At 65.9% G+C, this 19,606-nt stretch carries 28 protein-coding genes and 1 tRNA gene; 20 read left to right on the top strand and 9 right to left on the bottom strand.

Annotated features, from left to right (window positions below; all coding sequences use genetic code 11):
* Positions 1-21 precede the first annotated feature (21 nt).
* The 5 genes from C9E82_RS13275 to C9E82_RS13255 form a co-directional block, all read right to left on the bottom strand.
* Positions 22-801, bottom strand: a complete 780-nt coding sequence (locus tag C9E82_RS13275) for a hypothetical protein (protein WP_240643551.1) — start codon at positions 799-801, stop codon at positions 22-24.
* 587 nt (positions 802-1,388) lie between these two features.
* Positions 1,389-3,212 carry a DNA primase family protein gene (locus C9E82_RS13270; RefSeq protein ID WP_170162039.1) on the bottom strand — a complete coding sequence of 608 codons (1,824 nt, stop codon included), beginning with the start codon at positions 3,210-3,212 and terminating at the stop codon, positions 1,389-1,391.
* Positions 3,205-4,338: a DUF7146 domain-containing protein gene (locus C9E82_RS13265; RefSeq protein WP_119897620.1), complete on the bottom strand. Its 1,134-nt coding sequence runs from the start codon at positions 4,336-4,338 to the stop codon at positions 3,205-3,207. Before C9E82_RS13265 ends, C9E82_RS13270 begins: the two co-directional genes overlap by 8 nt.
* Positions 4,331-4,630, bottom strand: a complete 300-nt coding sequence (locus tag C9E82_RS13260) for a hypothetical protein (protein WP_119897619.1) — start codon at positions 4,628-4,630, stop codon at positions 4,331-4,333. The genes C9E82_RS13265 and C9E82_RS13260 overlap by 8 nt, the downstream gene beginning before the upstream one ends.
* A gap of 3 nt (positions 4,631-4,633) precedes the next feature.
* Positions 4,634-4,903 carry a hypothetical protein gene (locus C9E82_RS13255; RefSeq protein WP_119897618.1) on the bottom strand — a complete coding sequence of 90 codons (270 nt, stop codon included), beginning with the start codon at positions 4,901-4,903 and terminating at the stop codon, positions 4,634-4,636.
* A 440-nt stretch (positions 4,904-5,343) separates the two neighbouring features.
* On the opposite strand from C9E82_RS13255, the gene C9E82_RS13250 reads away from it, so the two are divergent.
* The gene (locus C9E82_RS13250; RefSeq protein WP_119897617.1) at positions 5,344-5,559 is read left to right on the top strand and encodes a hypothetical protein; all 216 of its coding nucleotides are present in this window, start codon (positions 5,344-5,346) and stop codon (positions 5,557-5,559) included.
* A gap of 2 nt (positions 5,560-5,561) precedes the next feature.
* On the opposite strand, the gene C9E82_RS13245 is transcribed toward C9E82_RS13250, so the two are convergent.
* Genes C9E82_RS13245 through C9E82_RS13235 form a run of 3 tightly spaced genes read right to left on the bottom strand, consistent with a single transcriptional unit; the run spans position 5,562 to position 6,503 of the window.
* Positions 5,562-5,951, bottom strand: a complete 390-nt coding sequence (locus C9E82_RS13245) for a hypothetical protein (protein ID WP_147393061.1) — start codon at positions 5,949-5,951, stop codon at positions 5,562-5,564.
* Entirely contained in the window at positions 5,948-6,229 is a 282-nt protein-coding gene (locus C9E82_RS13240; RefSeq protein ID WP_119897615.1) for a hypothetical protein, read from the bottom strand. The genes C9E82_RS13245 and C9E82_RS13240 overlap by 4 nt, the downstream gene beginning before the upstream one ends.
* Positions 6,230-6,245: 16 nt before the next feature.
* Positions 6,246-6,503, bottom strand: a complete 258-nt coding sequence (locus C9E82_RS13235) for a helix-turn-helix domain-containing protein (RefSeq protein WP_119897614.1) — start codon at positions 6,501-6,503, stop codon at positions 6,246-6,248.
* A 93-nt stretch (positions 6,504-6,596) separates the two neighbouring features.
* Between C9E82_RS13235 and C9E82_RS13230 the strand changes: the two genes are divergently transcribed.
* From C9E82_RS13230 to C9E82_RS13180, 12 genes are all read left to right on the top strand, one after another.
* Positions 6,597-6,908 carry a helix-turn-helix domain-containing protein gene (locus tag C9E82_RS13230; protein ID WP_119897613.1) on the top strand — a complete coding sequence of 104 codons (312 nt, stop codon included), beginning with the start codon at positions 6,597-6,599 and terminating at the stop codon, positions 6,906-6,908.
* 219 nt (positions 6,909-7,127) lie between these two features.
* Positions 7,128-7,343 carry a hypothetical protein gene (locus C9E82_RS13225; RefSeq protein WP_119897612.1) on the top strand — a complete coding sequence of 72 codons (216 nt, stop codon included), beginning with the start codon at positions 7,128-7,130 and terminating at the stop codon, positions 7,341-7,343.
* Positions 7,343-7,597 (top strand): hypothetical protein, encoded by a 255-nt coding sequence (locus C9E82_RS13220; protein ID WP_119897611.1) that lies wholly within the window; start codon positions 7,343-7,345, stop codon positions 7,595-7,597. Before C9E82_RS13225 ends, C9E82_RS13220 begins: the two co-directional genes overlap by 1 nt.
* Positions 7,594-7,875, top strand: coding sequence for a hypothetical protein (locus tag C9E82_RS13215; protein WP_122449300.1), 282 nt, complete (start codon positions 7,594-7,596; stop codon positions 7,873-7,875). Before C9E82_RS13220 ends, C9E82_RS13215 begins: the two co-directional genes overlap by 4 nt.
* Entirely contained in the window at positions 7,872-8,138 is a 267-nt protein-coding gene (locus C9E82_RS13210) for a hypothetical protein (RefSeq protein ID WP_119897609.1), read from the top strand. Before C9E82_RS13215 ends, C9E82_RS13210 begins: the two co-directional genes overlap by 4 nt.
* Positions 8,135-8,257 carry a hypothetical protein gene (locus C9E82_RS25285; RefSeq protein ID WP_276312087.1) on the top strand — a complete coding sequence of 41 codons (123 nt, stop codon included), beginning with the start codon at positions 8,135-8,137 and terminating at the stop codon, positions 8,255-8,257. Before C9E82_RS13210 ends, C9E82_RS25285 begins: the two co-directional genes overlap by 4 nt.
* On the top strand, positions 8,254-8,697 hold the full coding sequence (locus C9E82_RS13205) for a hypothetical protein (protein WP_119897608.1): 444 nt from the start codon (positions 8,254-8,256) through the stop codon (positions 8,695-8,697). Before C9E82_RS25285 ends, C9E82_RS13205 begins: the two co-directional genes overlap by 4 nt.
* A complete protein-coding gene (locus C9E82_RS13200) occupies positions 8,694-10,934 on the top strand; it encodes a DNA cytosine methyltransferase (protein ID WP_119897607.1) in 2,241 nt (746 codons plus the stop codon). The genes C9E82_RS13205 and C9E82_RS13200 overlap by 4 nt, the downstream gene beginning before the upstream one ends.
* The gene (locus C9E82_RS13195) at positions 10,931-11,128 is read left to right on the top strand and encodes a hypothetical protein (RefSeq protein WP_119897606.1); all 198 of its coding nucleotides are present in this window, start codon (positions 10,931-10,933) and stop codon (positions 11,126-11,128) included. The genes C9E82_RS13200 and C9E82_RS13195 overlap by 4 nt, the downstream gene beginning before the upstream one ends.
* Complete coding sequence (locus C9E82_RS13190; protein ID WP_119897605.1) at positions 11,125-11,841, top strand: hypothetical protein; 717 nt, start codon at positions 11,125-11,127, stop codon at positions 11,839-11,841. The genes C9E82_RS13195 and C9E82_RS13190 overlap by 4 nt, the downstream gene beginning before the upstream one ends.
* Positions 11,733-12,122 carry a helix-turn-helix domain-containing protein gene (locus C9E82_RS25415; protein WP_119897604.1) on the top strand — a complete coding sequence of 130 codons (390 nt, stop codon included), beginning with the start codon at positions 11,733-11,735 and terminating at the stop codon, positions 12,120-12,122. Before C9E82_RS13190 ends, C9E82_RS25415 begins: the two co-directional genes overlap by 109 nt.
* The gene (locus C9E82_RS13180) at positions 12,035-13,033 is read left to right on the top strand and encodes a tyrosine-type recombinase/integrase (RefSeq protein WP_420849814.1); all 999 of its coding nucleotides are present in this window, start codon (positions 12,035-12,037) and stop codon (positions 13,031-13,033) included. The genes C9E82_RS25415 and C9E82_RS13180 overlap by 88 nt, the downstream gene beginning before the upstream one ends.
* A gap of 5 nt (positions 13,034-13,038) precedes the next feature.
* Here C9E82_RS13180 and C9E82_RS13175 read toward each other — a convergent pair.
* Positions 13,039-13,115 (bottom strand) — tRNA-Arg (locus tag C9E82_RS13175).
* 100 nt (positions 13,116-13,215) lie between these two features.
* Here C9E82_RS13175 and C9E82_RS13170 point away from each other — a divergent pair.
* The 7 genes from C9E82_RS13170 (at position 13,216) to C9E82_RS13145 (ending at position 19,524) form a co-directional block, all read left to right on the top strand.
* Positions 13,216-14,241: a LacI family DNA-binding transcriptional regulator gene (locus C9E82_RS13170; protein ID WP_119897602.1), complete on the top strand. Its 1,026-nt coding sequence runs from the start codon at positions 13,216-13,218 to the stop codon at positions 14,239-14,241.
* Between the two features lie 165 nt (positions 14,242-14,406).
* Positions 14,407-15,201 (top strand): S49 family peptidase, encoded by a 795-nt coding sequence (locus C9E82_RS13165; RefSeq protein ID WP_119897626.1) that lies wholly within the window; start codon positions 14,407-14,409, stop codon positions 15,199-15,201.
* Positions 15,198-15,320, top strand: a complete 123-nt coding sequence (locus C9E82_RS25280; RefSeq protein ID WP_276312086.1) for a hypothetical protein — start codon at positions 15,198-15,200, stop codon at positions 15,318-15,320. The genes C9E82_RS13165 and C9E82_RS25280 overlap by 4 nt, the downstream gene beginning before the upstream one ends.
* The gene (locus C9E82_RS13160; RefSeq protein WP_119897601.1) at positions 15,307-16,098 is read left to right on the top strand and encodes an SDR family oxidoreductase; all 792 of its coding nucleotides are present in this window, start codon (positions 15,307-15,309) and stop codon (positions 16,096-16,098) included. Before C9E82_RS25280 ends, C9E82_RS13160 begins: the two co-directional genes overlap by 14 nt.
* A gap of 300 nt (positions 16,099-16,398) precedes the next feature.
* Positions 16,399-18,249 carry an excinuclease ABC subunit UvrC gene (gene uvrC / locus C9E82_RS13155; RefSeq protein WP_119897600.1) on the top strand — a complete coding sequence of 617 codons (1,851 nt, stop codon included), beginning with the start codon at positions 16,399-16,401 and terminating at the stop codon, positions 18,247-18,249.
* A gap of 297 nt (positions 18,250-18,546) precedes the next feature.
* On the top strand, positions 18,547-18,924 hold the full coding sequence (locus tag C9E82_RS13150; protein ID WP_147393059.1) for a hypothetical protein: 378 nt from the start codon (positions 18,547-18,549) through the stop codon (positions 18,922-18,924).
* 216 nt (positions 18,925-19,140) lie between these two features.
* Positions 19,141-19,524 carry a hypothetical protein gene (locus tag C9E82_RS13145; RefSeq protein ID WP_119897598.1) on the top strand — a complete coding sequence of 128 codons (384 nt, stop codon included), beginning with the start codon at positions 19,141-19,143 and terminating at the stop codon, positions 19,522-19,524.
* Positions 19,525-19,606 lie beyond the last annotated feature (82 nt).

Raw genomic sequence — 19,606 nt, 5'->3', positions numbered from 1 at the left:
CGCACAGAGGGGCGTAAGCGGTCAAGAACTTTTTTCAGCCCGATATCCCATCATGCGGTCCAGAGACGCGCTCAGCGCCTCTCGCAGCGCTTTCTTGTTTCGACCATCGTCCTGCCAACCATGCGCCAGCAGGATCGCCTTTATGCCCCGGCCCTGCAGGCACACCATATCGACCAGCACCCTGTCGGTGATCGTGCCGCGCGCCTTTGATCCTCGATCAGACGGACGGATGCGGCGCACCGCCATGGCAACGCCATTTCCGATCCGCCGCCGCATCCCGGCCAGTTCAGCCGACAGCGCCAGCCGCCGGTCCATCCAGCCGCCATTGTCGCCGGAACCGGTCGAGCCTTGCAGCTGCGAAAGCTTGGTGCCGTCCGATGACAGCATCTCAACCAGATCATGATACCGGCGACCGATGGCGATCTGGCCATAGGACAGCGGCATCTCATCACGCTTGGCGCGCAGGGCGGCGGCGATCATCGCGTCGAACGCATCGGCCCTGCGAACCGGCAGCCTGCGGACATAGCCCTTGCTGGTCTGGATGAACTCATCGTCGCGGCCCTCTTCCAGGTGGCGAAACCGTTCGAGGACAAATCCGCCCCGAGCGGGAGAAGGTGCGATCTCATCCCCGCATTCTTCCGGCAATGCCGCCGCCGCCATCATCACCCGGCAGCGCTGCGCCTCGATCGCCATCCGGTCCTTGATTTCCGGGTCAGCGGCAGCGATTGCCGCAAGCCGATCAAGATAAAGAGCGGGGCGCGTCCTGATCTCATTCAACATCTTGATGTTTGGCTCTTTCATTCCACTACCTGTAGTTTTTCGTTGCTTTTTATCAGGGAGGTCAGGGAGGACAGTTTCTTTGAAGGGAAGATGAAGGGAGGATGGTTTGAGGGGATAAAGGGAGTAAAAACAGATGGTTGATTGGAAAGGGGAGCATAGGGAGGATATTTGCCAACTACCGCACATGAGGGTGTTTCCCCTTCACCCCCTATTCTCGCGCGCGCGCATATGCGGAAGGTCGCAAATATCCTCCCCATGATCCCCATGATCCCCAATCGGCCCCTAACCCCCTGATTTGTCACGGCTCGCCCCCGCACCCCTCATTGTCCCCATCTTCCCCCAGGGGAGTTTGAACCTCCCTGATCGCAGCCAGCGAAAGGGGGGTGCGGGGAGATTTGCATGCGCGGTCGAACGCTGGCCAATGCCAGCGGGCGGCGTCATCGCACATGCGGGTGATGATCTCGGGGCCCGAGAGCGGCAGATATCCGACATCACCGCACAGGTTGCAAGGCACGTCAGGGCGGTGAATAGGCGCCGTATCCTGCGCCTCGCGTCGCAATGCGCAGGCCGGGCATGGGTCGTGGTTGCCGTGCAGGTAGGGTGTGGGGTTAGCCATTCCGCGACCCCTTCCAGCTGACCCGGCCCTCAACATCCATCGGCAGGTCGCGTCTGAACGTGTCGCTGAACCGGATGCCGTCATAGCGCATGATCCCGCTGGACTTGCGGTCCTGGAAGCCCTTGCCGGTCGCGGCGCTGCGCCAGTTGCGGGACTTTTCCTTCAGCCTCAGGCTGATGGTCCGGTCCTTCCACTGGCCTTCGCCGCGCTGGTCCAGCCAGAAGTTGAAGGCCTGCACCAGGTCCTTGGTGAACAGGCTGTCGGCCGGATCTCCCGTCACGACGCAGGCGGTTTCGAGGAACATGCCGATCGGGTCGGACTGCTCGCGATACTCGCGCGTGGCGTCTAGCACGGCCGCAGGCTCCTGCAAGCCGCCTTCCAGATAGGCGATCAGGCCCTCGATCATCCAGTTCAGGATCCCGGAGCGTTCTTCCCACAGCTTGGCGCCCAGGTTCTGGTCGCGCTCGGCTTTCGGAATCTGAACATCGAATGGGACCAGCAGCACACGCCGCCAGATCCCGTCATCCAACCCGCGAATATCGGGCTTGTGGTTGCCGCTGATGGTCAGCTTGAAGAACGGCTTGATCTCGAAGAAGTCCTTCTGCAGGGCCCGAACAAGGATCGGCTCGCCGCCGGTCAGTTCCTTGATCAGCCCTTCCTGCAGCTTCTCGCCTTCCTCGGGCTCGGACGCGCGAACCATCCGAGCCCCGACCAGTGGTATCAGGTCCGGCGTGGCATCGCCCCCACCGCGCCTGTTTCGCCCCGTCAGAGACTCGATCTTGGCCGTGCTGGCATAGTCGCCCATGATCCGGGCGATCAGGTCCACCAGCAGCGATTTCCCGTTGCCGCCGCCGCCGTGGAAGAAGCACAGCTTCTGTTCGCCGGTCAGGGCGGTCATGTTCAGCCCGAACCAGCGCTGGACGAATTCGCGGACCCCTTTGTCCGGCAGAATCCGGTTGATCGTCTTGTGGAACAGCGGGGCCTGCGCGTCGGGGTCGTATGGCACCGGCATCATCTTGGTGATCAGGTGATCTCGGGCGTGATCCAGCAACACGACATTGGCGGTCCGACTGAAACCCGTCCCGGGGCCGCCATCGACCGTGAACCGCAGCACGCCGGATTCGCAGTTCACGTCCAGGTCGGCAGCGTCCAGCAGATCCAGCTTGCGTGCCAACCCGACCGATGCTTCCGTCATGGCCGCTTGTATCCGGGTCGTGTTTCCCGATGTCCGAGCAAACCCGCGATGATCCTTCCGCTTGCTGGTCAGGAGCTTCTCCAGCCCCTCGATCCGGGCCAGCTTGGCATCTAGCGTGGCGCGCTCCGCCCGGGCCTCCTCAGCCTCATCGCCGCCGATCGAGATCGAATCGTCCAGCTCCTTCGCACGGGCGCGTAACTGTCGCGCGTCGGCCAGGATCGCCATCTGCCACTCTTCCAGGACCAGATGCGGGAGCTCATGCTCGATCAGGCCGCCCAGCTTCTGGGCATGGCGCCGAACCTCGATTTCGTCGGGATCCTGTTCCCAGCGTTTCCCCGACCAGACGAACCAGCCGACGCGAGGGACCCAGATCACATCCCGCCCGAAATGCCGCACGAAGCGCTGGCCGTTGCCAAAGTCGTTGAGCGGCAGGTTCGCACAGTCACGGGGAGCATCGTCGTCTTGGTCATCAGGGGGTGCGGGGGAGCCGTCATCCGGCCCACGGCCAGGGTCCTGCCCGTCAATACCATCATCGGCGGGCGGCAGATCCATGCCCTCGGGCAGATCCACCTCTTCCTGCGCCTCGAAAGCGGCGCGGACCTTGTCGGAATCGTCACTCATCATCGCGGCCCATCAGCAAATCGTTCATGTCCAGCCCCTCGCCGGGATGGACGATGGTGCCGATCAGGCCGGGGCGCTTGAGCCGCGCCCGGCGCAAGCCGGCCTCCAGCTTGGCGCGGGTCAGCCTGGGATCGCTGTCGCCGTCCTGGATGAAAATCAGGCGGCGGACCCATGCCGGCGGCACGAAGGCCTCGCGATCAGCCATGTCCGGGATGCCGGCATAACGCAGGCCGCGCCCCGTGATGCGGTGGCCAGACATGTTGCCCAGATCGACCCCGGCCCAATACGCAGCAACACCATCATGGCGCACCTTCGCGGCCAGCGGCGTCAGGGTGGTCTCGATACCCTCGCCCATGACAAGCGTGGTCGCGTCCCGCGGCGTGAACAGGCGGATCGCACCTCCCTTCTTCGAGCCGTAGACCTTCTTGGCGGGCACCGTCTCCCCATCCTTGAAGGGATGCGCGATCACCGGCCGGCCCTTGCGCTGGCGAAGATCGATCCATGTCCGGTGCACGCCCGTCAGGCTGTCGTCGGGACCGAGGATCGCCGACAGCATCGCCGGCCCTTCATGCACCGTCTGAAATTCGCTCGGGCGTCCCGACACCGGCACAACGAGACGCGCGGCCGGCTCGAAGCGGAAGCACCTGGGCAGGCGCGCACCTGGGCGAGGCGCCAGGCCGCGGCGGGCGAGATAGTCCACGACCAGCGTGTCATCGGCCGGCCGGGCCGCCGACCACATTTTGCGCGCCAGTTCCATGGCCTTCTCGCGGTGGCGTGCGGCCTCGGCCGCGCGCTTGCGCTCTGCCGCCTCTGTCCGCTGGCGCAGCGCTTCTCGCTGTGCCGGCGTCAATTCCTGGCGCGGGCCGGCCAACCATTCCAGCGCGGCCGGGAAATCCATTCCCAGCACCAGCTGCACCAGCGCGATCTGGTCGCCCTTGGCATCGCAGCCCCGACAGAAGATCACCCCTTTCTGCGGGTTGATCGAAAAGCGGTCCTTGCCGCCGCATCCGGGGCATGGCCCAACCAGCTCGCCGGCCGTCCTGACCAGACCGCCAATCTGCAGGCGGTCGATCAGCTCGGGCCAGGGCGTGGCCTTGGCGGCATCGATGCGGGGGTCGTCAACCATTCAACGACGCCCTTGCCTTGTCCCAGAAGGCCGCCATCATCGATTCATCGAAACGGTTCATGGCGGCCGCGACGTGATGCGCGATGGCCCCGTGCGGGCCCAGATTGCTGGCGATGCGATCCGCCTCGGCGATCAGCGGCCGCATGATTTCGGCCTCGGCCGTGGCCCGCTCGGCGGCGGCGGCCAGGATCCTGACCTGCATCTTGTGATTGGCCGGGTCCGCCAGCAGCGGCGGGCGGGACATCAGCCCAAGCCCATGGATCAGCACCCGGTCGTAGACGGAAAACTTCATGGCTCACCCTTCCAGATCGGCCCGCGCGCTGGGGCGCGGCCAGGTCGAGCGCTTGACGGCGTCCCAAAGCTCATCGCCCGCGCTCATCAAAAGTTCTGGATCCCGGCGAATGTCGGGAAAGCTCCTGGCGAAGCGATCCAGGTCGGACCGCAACGGATCACCCTCGGGCAGGCCGGCCAGGACCGCGCGCTGCGCCCATGTCAGGCGGCGCTCATCGACATGGCCCAGGCAGGCCTGCATGGCGACATCGAGGCAAAGCCTCTGCGCAGCCATTCGGTGTCGGTCGGTTCTGGCCATCGATCCTGTCCCTGGTGCCGGGCCGCCCGAGGAAAGGAGGGAGGCGGCCCGGCGATCCGCCCCCGGGAGGTCATGAGGGGCGGGTTCCGAATAAAAGGGGCGCGGCGGCGAGCAGGTCGCCGCGCCAGTTATCGGTCCGAAGCAGGAACTTGCGGCACCGAAAACGTGAATTTCCGCCCCGCCGCCATAAGGCGGCTCTCGGCCGGGCCAGCCGCAGGTTCTGCGATTGCGCATGACGCCCGATAGGACCCGAGGCGGAACGCAATCGCAGCGGGTTGAGGCCAGGTGCTGCGCCCCGACCGTTCTCCCCGCCTCGGGCAACCTGAAACCCCGATGGTCATCATTGCACCCTTTGACCTGTCCGGCACGACGCCCCAAACTGGCGCCGCGCGAATCCAGCCGGAGAAGATCCCCACATGACCGACACATCCGACCGTCTCGCAGGGCGCGTTGCCGCGCTCGAAACCATAATCGTCGACGTTCTCGCCCTTGCGGCGCGCGAGGTCCCCGAGTTGCGCGCGGAAATCGTGCAGCGCCTGAGCGCGGCAGCCGAGGATGCCGCCGAACGGGAAGCGCCCATCGAGGCCCGGTCCATCGAAATCATCAGGGAAAGCTTCAAGCACAGCACCTGACGTCACCTCCACCGATCGATGGCGGCAGCTTCCGCGGCATCGGCGCTTGCGCGGTCAGCGGCTTCCCGGTTGGCTCTCGCCAGATCGGCGCCTCTCTCATGCTGATCCATGCCGAAAGCGATGTTGATGGCATTGATCATGCGTTCACAGGACAGCTTCACTTCGGGATCTTCTGCCGAGCGCAGCAGATCCCACCACTCATTTCGCCAGCGCAAGAAAAACCGGCTGCTGGGCAGGCCTACATGCGGGTTGCACAGCAGCCTGGCCTCATCCTGGCTGATCGGGTGACGACCGACATTATGGAGTCGAGGGGCCTTATGCCTTGGCAGGTCGATCTCCAGAAAGTCCGCGGGGGCACCTGCGAAGTGCATCGATTTCGATGTTTCCGTCATGCCCGCCCCCTCATGATCTCGGCGTAGCGCGGCAGCGTTTCCTGCGCGAAATCGACGTGGTGGCCGTAGGGCGAATTGAAGGCGTCGAACCAGTTGCACGCCGTCTGGAAGGACACGCCGAAATGCTCGGCACAGGCTTCCCGCCGCGCGAAACTGGCGATCATCAGCAGCGACCAGCGGCGCAGGAACAGATCGCGGTCGGGGCGGGCATGGATATGCGCCCGGCGCGCGGCGGATCTGCCGCGCCCCCGACCTTCGAACACATTGGGCGGGGACATTGGAGCGGACAGGCCGCTATGCCGCGTCTGACGCGGGCTTTTGCGAGGTATGGTCATGAGAGGTCTCTTGGTTGGGGTTGGTATCGATGGCGTTCCAGGATGAAACGGGCACCTGACCGTCAGTGGCACGCTCAATTTTCTGAGCCAACTTGAGGCTGGGAAGCATGACTCCCCTAGCCAGTTTGGAAACCGTCCCCTGCTGGATGTTGATCCGCTGCGCGAAAGCCGCCTGCGTCTCACCAGAGGTTTCGAGATGATGTCTGAGCGTAGCCATAGCGGCATATATGATCCACAGGAATATTCCTGTCAAGCATCATATTCCCGTCGAGAGTTTGCCACCGCCGGAGATGGCGCAGACTATACGCCCATGAACATCGAACGCCTTCGCATCGCACGCGGCCTCAATCAGGATGATCTGGCTGAAATGGCTGACGTAAAGCAGTCGACAATATCGAAGATCGAGAATGGCTTCGATGGCGTCACGCTGCGGGTGCTCAAGAGGATCGCGATAGCACTGGAGGTCGAGGTGCGGGATCTTTTCGATGACGATCGCACGGCTGCAGAGCAGTCCCTGATAGCTGCTTTCCGCAATCTTTCGCCCGCGCGACAGCAGGGCTGGCTGGACCTGGCCGAGACTCTAACTCTCCCAGACTCGCAAGGACCAAAAGAAAGCGAATAAAGCACTCGTCGCTCATGTTGCTGAGGGCCGCAGCGAATCGCTCTTCATTTTTCATCGTGACCCCCGCAGGAACAAACTGGCAACATCTTGCCGATGGCTCGCAAAGTCCGCAACCCCAACGGCACACGTTGCGGTTGCGGATCGAGTGTAATTCCTATCAGGAATTTTTAGGATTGACAGGAATATTCCTGACAGTCATTTTTTCTCCATCGCAACCCGATGGAGATCCGCGCCATGCGCCCCAGCCTGACTGTTTCGCTGCCCGATGCACCCGCCGCAGTTGCCGACGCCATGGCGCTGCTGTCCTGTCCTGACATCGCCGCCCGCGCACCCGAGCCGATCCGCCGCCTCGCGTGGATGATCGCGGCCAGCCGCCGCGGGGTGACCGTCCGCCAGCGCCACCGCCCGGCCAATACGTGCGGGGAGCCGCGCTGATGGAGCGCCCCCTGACCGCCCGCGAGGCGAAGATCGTTCGGTCCAGCCCGCAACTCGGCTGGCCCCACGACACGATGGCCGAGGCGCAGCGCCACCTGGTCGATCCGTCCTTGCCCTATGCCGGCTGGACCGATCCCTGCGCGCCCGACCCCGACCAGTCCGCCTGCGAAGGCAGGGTAGCGCTGCTTGCCGCGGCGGCGGCCGTCCTCGGCGCGGTTGCCGGGGCGGCCCTGGCCGTGTGGGTGCTGGCATGAGCGACGGCCTGACCCTTGCACAACGGATGCGGGTCGCTGCCGCCCTGCAGGATCAGATCGTTCTGCGCCTGGACAAGTCGGCGGCGCATTCGCTGATCAAAGTTCTGGAGCGCCAAGCCGAGGTCATGCGGATCATCGACCGGCAGGCCGATCTCGATGCAGCCCTCGCCAACATGAAGGCCCAGCAGGACCGCGTCGAACAGTCGGTCTTTCGCGTGCTGGCGCTGCTGGCCTGGACAATGCTGTTCGTGCCGATGGTCGCACGGTGGGCGTCATGACCGGCAGCACGACCTATCGCGGCATCCAGATCGTCGCCGCCGACCTGCCGTCTGGCCCGTTCTCGTGGATCGATGACGAAAGCGACATGGGCGGCACCGCCGCGACCCTGGACGAAGCCCGCCGCCAGATCGGCCGATACCTCGGCCCGCGTGGCGGGGCTGAACCCTGCCCGGAGTGCTGCGGCCATGCCGCGCTGGACTGGGCGCATCTGTCAATCGAGCGCTGCCCCTGGTGCAGCCCGGAAGAGGAGGAAGCGGCGTGAACGACCTGCTGACATTGCTAGGCGTCATCTGCCTCTACGCATTTGGCTGTTTCATGACCGTTGGCCTCTGGCTGATCGGCGCCGCGTCGTTCCTCAAATGGCTGGGGTTGATCGCATGACCGTCGTCCCCAGCCTCTCCCCATGCCCCTTTTGCGGCTCTCACCTGATGCTCCTCGGCCCGTCCCGCGCGCAGCATCCGCCAGCCGACTGCATCCTGTCCGGCCGCGAGATTGCCGCGCGCGAGGTCCGTGAGTGGAACAAGCGTGCGGTGGGGGCGGAGGCGTGTCAACTGTGCAGTTGCACAGCGGAGGACGCTGACTGGCGGCGGTGGAAACTTGGCGAGCGGATCGAGGTCTTGGCCCGTGAGCGCGGCGTCACCCGAGAGCGGATGCGTCATCGCCTGGAGCGCTTCGACGCCGGCGTGGACACGGTCCAGATGCAGGAAGCTCTTCGCATCATCAGCATCAGCCCGGAACTGATCCATCTGTCTCCCGAGCAGCAGCATGAGCGTTGCGTGGCAATCGCCCGCGCCGCCCTCGCGAAAGGCGGTGGGGAATGACCTATCAGCCGCACCTGCCCCTGATCATCGACTCCTTCGCCGGCGGCGGCGGGGCCAGCACCGGGATCGAGATGGCCCTTGGCCGGTCGCCCGATGTCGCCATCAACCACAGCGAAAAGGCGCTCGCGCTGCACGCCGCGAACCATCCCGAGACGCTGCACCTGGACAGCAACATCTGGGACGTGGACCCGCTGACCGTGACCGGCGGCCGCCATGTTGGCCTGCTGTGGGCCAGCCCGGACTGCAAGCATTTCAGCAAGGCGAAGGGCGGCGCGCCCCGCGACCGAAACATCCGCGACCTGGCATGGGTCGTGGTGCGGTGGGCCGAGGAAGCAAAGCCCGACGTGATCTGCATGGAGAACGTCGAGGAATTCGTGACCTGGGGGCCGACCGACAATGACGGCCAGCCGATCAAATGGCTGGCGGGTCAGACCTTCGAGCTATGGATCTCCCGGCTGAAAAAAGCCGGATACCGCGTCAAATGGCGCGAGTTGCGCGCCTGCGACTATGGCGCGCCGACGATCCGCAAGCGCTGGTTCCTGGTCGCGCGCCGCGACGGCCGGCCCATCGTCTGGCCGAAGCCCACGCATGGCGATCCGAAATCGGCCGAGGTCCGCAAGGGCAAGCTGCTGCCTTGGCGCACCGCCGCCGAATGCATCGACTGGTCCCTGCCGTGCCCCAGCATCTTCGACACCGGCGCCGAGATCATGGCCAAGCACGGCCTGCGCGCCGTCCGGCCGCTGGCGTCGAACACACTGGCCCGCGTCGCGCGCGGCATGAAGCGCTATGTCATCGAGGCCGAGCGGCCGTTCCTGGTCAACCTGACGCATGGTGGCCGGGTCGAGGACGCGGCCGAGCCGTTCAAGACGATCACCGGGGCGCACCGCGGCGAGAAGGCCGTGGTGGATATCAGCGTCGCCAGCGCGGGCGGCTTCGAATATGCGCCGCGGGCCACGCTCGCGCCGCACATGATGAGCCTGAAGGGCACCGCGCGCCGTGACAGCGCCATCACTGCGCCGCACCCGACCGTGCTTGCCGGCGGCGGGCACAGTGCGCTGGTCGTCCCCAGTATCGTCGGCTGCGGCGGCCGGGCCGGGCAGAGCCGCCCGCGCGGCGGGGATGAGCCTTTCGCTACGGTGACGGCCAAGGCCGATGCCTGCCTGGTGGCGGCCAGCCTCCAGCGCTTCAACGGTGGTGCGACCGGATCGGATCTGCGCGACCCCGCGCCGACCGTCACGGCGAACAGCTGGATCAAGAAGCCGGGTGGTGCCGCGCCGCTGGGGATGCTCGCGCCATTTTTGGCCGAACTCGGCCATGGGGAAACGTCGAAGACCGGCGCGAAACGCTGGGGCTTCGGCAGCAAGCCCTTGACCGATCAGCTTGGGACGATCACGGCCGGCGGCAAGTCTCATGCCATCGTCGCGCCGGTGCTGACCTATGCCCAGCAGGGCGGCGGCAACCGGGACGCCCGCGATCCGCACCATACGATCTGCGCCAGCAAAAAAGACCAGAACAGCCTGATCGCGGCGACGATGGTGCATGTCGGGAACGGCGAGCGCGCTGGCCAGCAGCCTCGGGCGCTGGACATCGGTGCCCCGCTGAACACGGTAGTCGCCAGCGGCGTGAAGCAATATCCGGTCGCGGCCTTCCTCGCCCAGCAGAACGGAGGGCCGCGCATGGAGGCCCACGCCGGGCACGATATCGGATCTCCGATATCGACCATCGCGGCGACAGGCAGCCATCAGACGCCGGTCGCGGCATGGCTGGCCAAATGGTTCAGCACCCCGCAAGACCCGCGCATAGACGAGCCGATCCACACGGTCACGACGAAACCCAGGTTCGATGTCGAGATTGCGCACCTGGCCGTGCCGCCCTTCGCCCCCGAGCATGAGGCCCGCGCCCGCGAGGTGGCCGAGTTCCTGCGCGCCCATGATGCATGGGACGGCGGCGAATTTGTGACGCTGGAGATCGCCGGCGCGACCTTCGTCGTCGTGGACATCGGCATGCGGATGCTGACGCCGCGCGAATTGTACCGCGCGCAGGGGTTCCCGGATGACTACGTGATCGAGGGTGTCTGGGAGGGTCTGGACAGCGACGAACCGCGCTGGCGCGCCTTCGCGAAGGACGTGCAGGTGTCGTGTTGCGGGAACAGCGTCTGCCCGCCGCTGGCCGAGGCCATCGTGGCCGCGAACTGCCAGCATCTGGTCGTCGCCGAGCGGCGGGAGGCGCAGGCATGACCGCCCCCACCCTCAAAGACTGGCAGCAGGAACGCATCCTCGACGCCCTGTCCGAGGGCTTCGGGGTCGAGGATATCGCCGAGCGCACGAAATGGTCGGTCGATGCCATCCGACAGTTCGTGTTTTCGATGCCAGTGGAGCTGCGGCGGGAGATCTATTCGACAGAGACGCCGGGCGAGGGGATGGTGAAATGACCCGCGCCCCATCCGCCAAGCCCCTGTTCCGGGCCATCAGCGGCAAGGCCAGGCGCGTGCAGGCGGCGCCGGGCATGTTCCCCGACCTGCCGGAACAGGAAAAACCGAAGGCAGTCGCCGCGCGCCGCGCCGAGGATTTCTATACTACCGGCCAGCCCGAGGCGATCCGGGCGCTGTTCGCCTATGACGGCCAGCGCATTCGCGACTGCTGGGGTGTGTGGGAACCGGCCTGCGGTGACGGCGCGCTGGTCCGCGAGATCCGCGCCATGGGCGTGCGATGCATTGCCTCGGACCTAATCGACCGGGGCTGTCCCGACAGCACCGTGGCGGATTTCTATGAGGCGAAACGCAGCCCGGCGCGGGCGATCATCACGAATCCACCTTTCTGCGAGATCAACGCGCGCGACGGCAAGGGCCGCTGGCTGCGCCACACGCTCGATCTGCCAGGGTGGGATTACCTGGCATTGCTGCTGTCCTGGGATTGGCCTGCGGCGCGCGCCAACGGGCTAGGCGATCTGCTGGACCGGCATCCATTCAGCTGGTGCTACCTGATGCGGTGGAAGCTGGATTTCACCGGCGAGGGGAGCCCGCCGCAACGCAACGCATGGTTCGTCTGGGACAAGCGCGATCCGCGCGGGTCGGGCGAGGCGAGGCAATATCCGGATTTCCGGTGGATGGACCGGATCGATGCACGACAGGAGGTGATGTTCTGATGGCGAGGCCATGGACCCCCGATGAATTGGCTGCCCGCTGGGGCTGTAGCGGCGAGACTGTCCGTAGCATGATTCGCACAGGGCAGTTGCCCGCGTTCAGAGTCGGACGCATGCTCCGCGTCACCCATAAAACCGTGGAGGATTACGAATGCGGGATTATCGAATCGGCCGACTCAATGGCCGCTTCGTCGTCATGTGGAACAACGACGATGGAACGCGGCGACGTTATCGCCTTGCGGCACACACGCAAAAGGACGCCGAGCGCGAAGCACGAGAGGTAATTATTTGCCAGACCGCGCCCTCGGCAGGGATCACGGTGGAACAGATCTGGTCAGCCTATCAGACCGAGGTCGAGGGACGCAGGCAGGCGGCAAAACTCGCCCAGACAGGCAAGAACGTCTTGCCTTACTTTGGTCATTTCACGCCAGATCAGGTCACTGTTGAGGACTGCCGCGCCTTCATCGCCGCGCGTCGGGCAGAAGGGCGGAAGGACGCGACGATCAGGACCGAGCTGGGCTGTCTGCGCACCAGCCTGTTGTGGGCTGCAAAGTCACGCCTGATCCCCTTGGCGCCGCGGATCGAGATGCCCCAGACGCCGCCGCCGCGCGAGCGATACCTATCGCAGGATGAGGTTGGAGAGCTGCTGGCGGCGGCAGGTGAGCCGCATATCCGGCTGGCGATGCTGCTGATGCTGACCACCGCCGGCCGGATCGGTGCGCTGCTGGAGCTGACGTGGGACAGGGTGGATATCGATCGGCGGCTCATCAAGCTAGCCACGAATGATATCGGCCCGAGAAAGGGCAGGGCGACCGTCCCGATCAACGACACGCTGATGGCGGCGCTGATGCCGGCGAGGGAGGCCGCGCTTTCGCGATATGTTATCGAATGGGGCGGGCGGCGCGTCGGGTCGATCAAAACCGGGTTCAATGCCGCCGTCGCCCGCAGTGGCATCGATCACTGCACGCCGCATGATTTGCGCCGGACGGCCGGGCGGTTCATGGCCGAGGCGGGGGTGCCGATGGAAGAGATCGCGCAGTATCTCGGGCATACGAATCCTGCGGTGACGCGCAGCACATATGCCAAGTTTTCGCCCGATCATCTGCGCAAGGCGGCGGGCGCTCTGGAGTTTGGAATCAGGTCTTCGGTTCAGCGAACCAAAGTACAAACCCCCTCAAGCAATGTAAGTGGTTGATTTTATGGTGACCCCGGCAGGATTCGAACCTGCAACCTGCCCCTTAGGAGGGGGCTGCTCTATCCAGTTGAGCCACGGGGCCGCCGTTGCCCTTTTGACCGCAGTTCGACGCTTTGGCAAGGTTGTCGCGCCCCCTGCGCTCCGCTAACATTCATGATGTTCTTTATCAGCAGCGTTCGATCATGACCCCTTCCCGCCCTCGCCGCCCCCTGACCCTGCGTGATGTCTCCGAGGCGTCGGGGGTTTCGGAAATGACCGTCAGCCGCGTGTTGCGCAATCGCGGCGACGTCTCTGCCGCCACGCGCGAGAAGGTGCTGACCGCCGCCAAGACGCTGGGTTACGTGCCCAACAAGATCGCCGGCGGGCTGGCCAGTCAGCGGGTCAACCTGGTCGCGGTGGTGATTCCGTCGCTGTCGAACCTGGTCTTTCCCGACGTGCTGGGCGGGATCTCGGCCGAGCTGGACGATACCGGGCTGCAGCCGGTGGTCGGGGTGACGAACTATTCGCCCGCGCGCGAGGAGATGGTGCTCTATGACATGCTGTCCTGGCGGCCCTCGGGGGTGATCCTTGCCGGGCTGGAACACAGCAAGGCGGCGCGCGCGATGCTTGAAAGCGCGGGCATTCCGGTGGTCGAGATCATGGATGTCGACGGCGAGGGGATCGACACGCTGGTCGGCATCTCGCATATCCGCGCCGGCCGCGAGATGGCCGAGCGCATCCTGGCCGCCGGCTATCGCCGCATCGGCTTCGTCGGCACCCACATGCCCGAGGACCATCGCGCCCGCAAGCGGCTGGTGGGCTTCGAGGAGCGCCTGGCCGAGGCCGGGCTCCACCTGGAGGCGCGCGAATATTACCAGGGCGGCTCGTCGCTGCTGAAGGGGCGCGAACTGACCGAGCGGATCCTGACCCGCGCGCCCGACCTGGATTTCATCTATTATTCCAACGACATGATCGGGGCGGGCGGGCTGCTCTACTGCCTGGACAAGGGCTATGACATCCCCGAGCGGATCGGCCTTGCGGGCTTCAACGGCGTCGACCTGCTGGACGGGCTGCCGGTGCGGCTGACCACGACCGATGCGCGGCGGGTCGAGATCGGCCGGCGCGCGGCCCGGATCGTGGCGGGCAAGGATGTCGCGCCGCCCGACCGGATCGTCGCGCTGACCCCCACGGTCATTCCCGGCGACACGATTCGCGCCGCGCGGGAGTGATCCCTGGCAGGCGGCGGTCGCGCCCGGTCGTCGGGCCCCCGGGCGGGCGGCCAGGGCGGGATGCCTCCGGCGGGGATATTTGGGCCAAGATGAAAGCGGCCGCGCGATGGGGCGGGGCTTGCGGGAATGCTTGTGGGCGCGCGGGGCTGCGGCTATGTCTGTGCCATGCGTATTCCCTTTCTGAATTCAGGGCCCCGCGTGGCGGTCATCCGGTTGCAGGGCGCGATCGGCGGGGCGGCCCGTGGCGGGCTGTCCGATGTCGCGCTGGCCCCGGTGATCGAGCGCGCCTTCCGCCGCGGCAAGCCGGTGGCCGTGGCGCTGGTGATCAATTCGCCCGGCGGCTCTCCGGTCCAGTCCTCGCTGATCGCCGCGCGGATCCGGCGGCTGGCGGAGGAGCGCGAGATCCCCGTCCATGCCTTCGTCGAGGATGTCGCCGCCTCGGGCGGTTACTGGCTGGCCTGTGCGGCCGACCGGATCTGGGCCGATGACAGCTCGATCCTGGGCTCGATCGGGGTGATCTCGGCGGGGTTCGGGTTCCAGGACCTGATCGCCCGCTGGGGGATCGAGCGGCGGGTGCATACGGCCGGGCGCTCGAAATCGACGCTGGACCCGTTCCGCCCCGAGAAGCCCGAGGATGTGGAGCGGCTGCGCGGCATCCTGGAGCCGATCCACCAGGCCTTCAAGGATCACGTCACTGCCCGGCGCGGCCAGCGGCTGGCCGAGGGGCGCGACCTGTTCACCGGCGAGTTCTGGGCCGGGCGGCAGGCGGTCGAGCTGGGCCTGGCCGACGGGATCGCCCATCTGGTGCCGAAGATGAAGGCGCTGCATGGCGACAAGACCCGCTTCCTGGTCTATGGCGCCCGCCAGCCGTGGCTGCGCCGGATCGGGCTGTCGGCCGGGGCGGTGCTGGATGCGGCCGAGGAACGCGCCGCCTTCGCGCGCTTCGGAGCGGGCGGATGAGCATTCGCGCCGTTCTCGTCTTCCTGGTGGTGATGATCGTCATGGCCATCGTCGCCGGGCCGCGCTTCCGCCGGGCCGTGGCCTGGCTTCTGGGAATCTCGCGCAATGGCCGCCGCTGAGCCGCGCGGGGTGGCGCTGGTCACAGGTGCCGCGCGGCGGCTGGGCCGGGCCATGGCGCTGTACCTGGCCGGGCGCGGGCATGACGTGGCGATCCATTACGACCGTTCGGAGGCCGAGGCCGAGGAGACGGCGGCCGAGGCGCGGGCGATGGGCGTGCGCGCAGAGGTATTCCGGGCCGACCTGCTGGACACTGACGCCGCCGCCGCGCTGGTGCCGCGGGTCGCGGGGGCGCTGGGGCGGCTGTCGGTGCTGGTCAACAACGCCTCGATCTTCGACTATGACAGTATCCGCAGCGCCACGATGGAGAGCTGGGACCGGCATCTCGGCTCGAACCTGCGGGCGCCGTTCCAGCTGATCCAGTCCTTCGCCGCGCAGGCCGCTCCGGTGGGCGCCGAGGCGGGCGAGCCGGTGGCGACCGGGCTGGTCGTCAACATGGTCGATCAGCGGGTGCTGAAGCCGACGCCGGAATTCATGACCTATTCGCTGGCCAAGGCCGGGCTGTGGTCGCTGACCCGCACCGCCGCGCAGGCCCTGGCCCCGGCGATCCGCGTCAATGCGATCGGTCCCGGCCCGACCATGATCGGCGCCCGCCAGACCCCGGCGCATTTCGCCGCGCAACGCGCCGCGACCATCCTTCAGCGCGGCGCCGATCCCCAGGACGTGACCGCCGCGCTGGGATATCTGCTGGACGCCAGGGCGGTCACGGGGCAGCTGATCTGCGTCGATGGCGGCCAGCATCTGGGCTGGCGCACCCCCGACATCCTGGGGCGCGAATAGGCCGGAAATGCGGATGGCGCGCATCTTTGTCCACCGTTGGCGGGACAGATTCCCCGGCCCGCGGAATCTGGGCGCAATTTCAGTCCCTTGCGGCGATCACATAAAAAATCGTTGCGAAACAACGCGGTATTTTGCTGCCTATTTTCTGGGCAATGCTACAGGAATGTAACGATCATTGGACGAAGCGCCTGCGGCTCACAACTCGCCCACAGAGTTATCCACATGTTCGGTGGAAACCTTAACCCTTGCAATCGCACGCCGGAACTTGCAGCCAGTGCAAAGAATCACTTTCTTGACACCATGACCCAGAAGACCGGCCACGCGCTGATCCAGGATTATCTTCGCACGCTCGACGGCAGCCCCGGCGTCTATCGGATGCTGGATGGGCAGGGCGCGGTTCTCTATGTCGGCAAGGCGCGGGACCTGAAGGCGCGGGTGTCGAACTATGCGCGCCCCTCGGGGCATTCGGCGCGGATCGCGCGGATGATCCGCGAGACCGCCAGCATGATGTTCCTGACCACGCGCACCGAGACCGAGGCGCTGCTGCTGGAGCAGAACCTGATCAAGCAGCTGAAGCCGCGCTACAACGTGCTTCTGCGCGACGACAAGTCCTTCCCGAACATCCTGGTGGCGAAAAGCCATGCCTTCCCGCAGATCAAGAAGCATCGCGGCGCGAAGTCCGAGAAGGGCGACTATTACGGCCCCTTCGCCAGCGCCGGGGCGGTGAACCGGACGCTGAACCAGTTGCAGCGGGTGTTCCTGCTGCGCAACTGTACGGATTCGGTCTTCGAATCGCGCACCCGGCCCTGCCTGCTGTATCAGATCAAGCGCTGCAGCGCGCCCTGCGTGGGCCGCATCTCGCAAGAGGATTACGCCACGCTGGTCTCTGACGCGGAACGGTTCCTGCGCGGCAAGACCACCGCGATCCAGTCCGCCCTGGCGGCCGAGATGGCCGAGGCGGCCGAGGCGATGGAATACGAGCGCGCCGCCGCGCTGCGCGACCGGATCAAGGCGCTGACCGCCGTGCAGTCGGTGCAGGCGGTCAATCCGCGCGGCGTGGCCGAGGCCGATATCGTCGCGCTGCACATGGAAGGCGGGCAGGCCTGCGTCCAGGTCTTCTTCATCCGCGGCAACCAGAGCTGGGGCAACCGCGACTTCTATCCGCGGCTGGGCGGGGCGGAATCGCCCGACGAGGTGATGCAGGCCTTCCTGCTGCAATTCTATGACGACAAGCCGCCGCCGCGCATGATCCTGCTGTCGGACGCGCCCGAGGATCCCGAACTGACCGCCCAGGTCCTGTCGGAACGCGCCGGGCGCCGCATCGTCATCGGCGTGCCCCGGCGCGGCGAGAAGTTCGAGCTGGTGACGAACGCGCTGCGCAATGCCCGCGAAAGCCTGGCCCGCCGCATGTCGGAAAGCGCCGCGCAGATCCGGCTGCTGGAAGGCGTGGCGCAGGCCTTCGACCTGCCCGGCCCGCCGCGCCGGATCGAGGTCTATGACAACAGCCATATCCAGGGCACGAACGCCGTCGGCGGCATGATCGTCGCGGGCCCCGAGGGCTTCATCAAGAGCCAGTATCGCAAGTTCAACATCAAGGGCACCGAGATCACCCCCGGCGACGACTTCGGCATGATGCGCGAGGTGCTGACCCGCCGCCTGACCCGGCTGCTGAAAGAGGATCCCGACCGCGAGAGCGAGGCCTGGCCGGACCTCTTGCTGATCGACGGCGGCGCGGGGCAGGTCTCGGCGGTCGAGGGCATCCTGGCCGATCTGGGGGTCGAGGACATCCCGGTCATCGGCGTGGCGAAGGGCGTGGACCGCGATCACGGCAAAGAGGAATTCCACCGCCCCGGCCGGCCCCCCTTTGCGCTGCGGATGAACGATCCGGTGCTGTATTTCATCCAGCGCCTGCGGGATGAGGCGCATCGTTGGGCCATCGGCACCCACCGCGCCCGCCGCGCGAAATCGGTCATGGCCAACCCGCTGGACGAGATCGCCGGCATCGGCGCGGCCCGCAAGCGCGCCCTGCTGGCCCATTTCGGCAGCGCCAAGGCGGTCAGCCGCGCGGGCCTGGCCGATCTGCAGGCGGTCGAGGGGATCTCGGCCGCGATGGCGCAGAAGGTTCATGACCATTTCAACGCGCGCGGATGAGCCTGCCGCAGGGGGGTGATTCGGCGGCCGGTCCCCGCGGCGGCGCGCCGATAGACTTAAATCACGATTGACTTAGTGTAGAATTATCTTCTTTTTTGCATCCGGCCCGAAAATAATCCCCGACCGGCACAGTCGCGATTTATCCTTCACACAGGCGTGTTTGCCGGAATCTCCTCGTGATGACAAAGGCATGGTTCTGCGCTGCGGCACGGTTTCCGGTAATTTCCTACCGCTTTGCCGGCCATTCGTCACGCTAAGGTTGTGATCTGCTCAACCAATCGACGAAGGAGGCCCCTCATGCCCCGTTTGCCCCATCAAGGCATCGCTGCTGCCCGGACCCCTGTCTTCCCGTTGACCGAGGATTTCGGCGACGACCTGTGGTCCGAGTTCAAGCCGAGCCTGACCGAACTGCACGCCATCGTCACCGACAACTATATCGATGGCAGCGATCCGGTGCTGCATGTCCGTTGCCGTGACGGCCGCAACTGGACCATCGAACTGGCCAACCGCGCGCGCAATGTCGCGGTCGGCCTGACCGGCGCCGCCGCCCTGCCGGGCGACGAGGTCCATGTCATCGGCCGCCGCACCCGGCATTTCGGCGAATACCGGATCAAGGCCGTGCATCTGACCATCGGCGACCGCGCCTTCGAGCTTTATCCCGAGGCGCTCTGCTAGACCCCACGCGCGGCGCCCCCGATGCGCCGCGCGCCATATCCCCTGCCGATCACTCGATTTTCGCGCGCTCTCATGGCGCAGGGTGATTCGCCGGCCGGAACGCGATCTCGCCAAAAATCCACCTATCTTTCGGTCAGGTAGGTTGCTACCGCCAACATCGGCTCGGATCACGTTATGGTTGATATCTGCTCACCCCGAAAACTGAAGGAGGCTGCCATGCCGCATTTCCCCCTTTCAGGTCAGATTGCCCTGCGATTCCCTGTCTACGCCCGCGACGACATCCTTGCGCAGGACAGCTGGGCCGAGTTCGAGGCCGAAATGACCAGCCTCGAAGCGACCGTGATCGACAACAACATCACCGGCTCGGACCGCACCCTGCAGGTTCGTGCCGCGGACGGCTATAACTGGACCATCGAACTGGCCGACCGCGCCCGCAACGAACAGGCGGGGCTGAACAACGGCTCGGCCAGCACCGGCGACAGGATCACCGTCGTCGGAATGCGCACCCATCATTTCGGCGAAAGCCGGATCAAGGCGGTGCAGCTGACCATCGGCGACCAAAGCTATACGCTTTATCCGGAATTGCTGGAAAACGCCTGAGCCCGGACCGGCAATGCCCGGCCGAACCGGGGCGGCGCGGACGGTTTCGTCTTCGCCGCCCCTTTCCAAGTCCCGCGCCAGT

This window comes from Paracoccus sigandri (assembly GCF_003709565.1).
GTDB lineage: Bacteria > Pseudomonadota > Alphaproteobacteria > Rhodobacterales > Rhodobacteraceae > Paracoccus > Paracoccus siganidrum.
The sequence above is the reverse complement of the archived record's forward strand: the minus strand, read 5'-3'. Positions and strand labels throughout refer to the sequence as shown.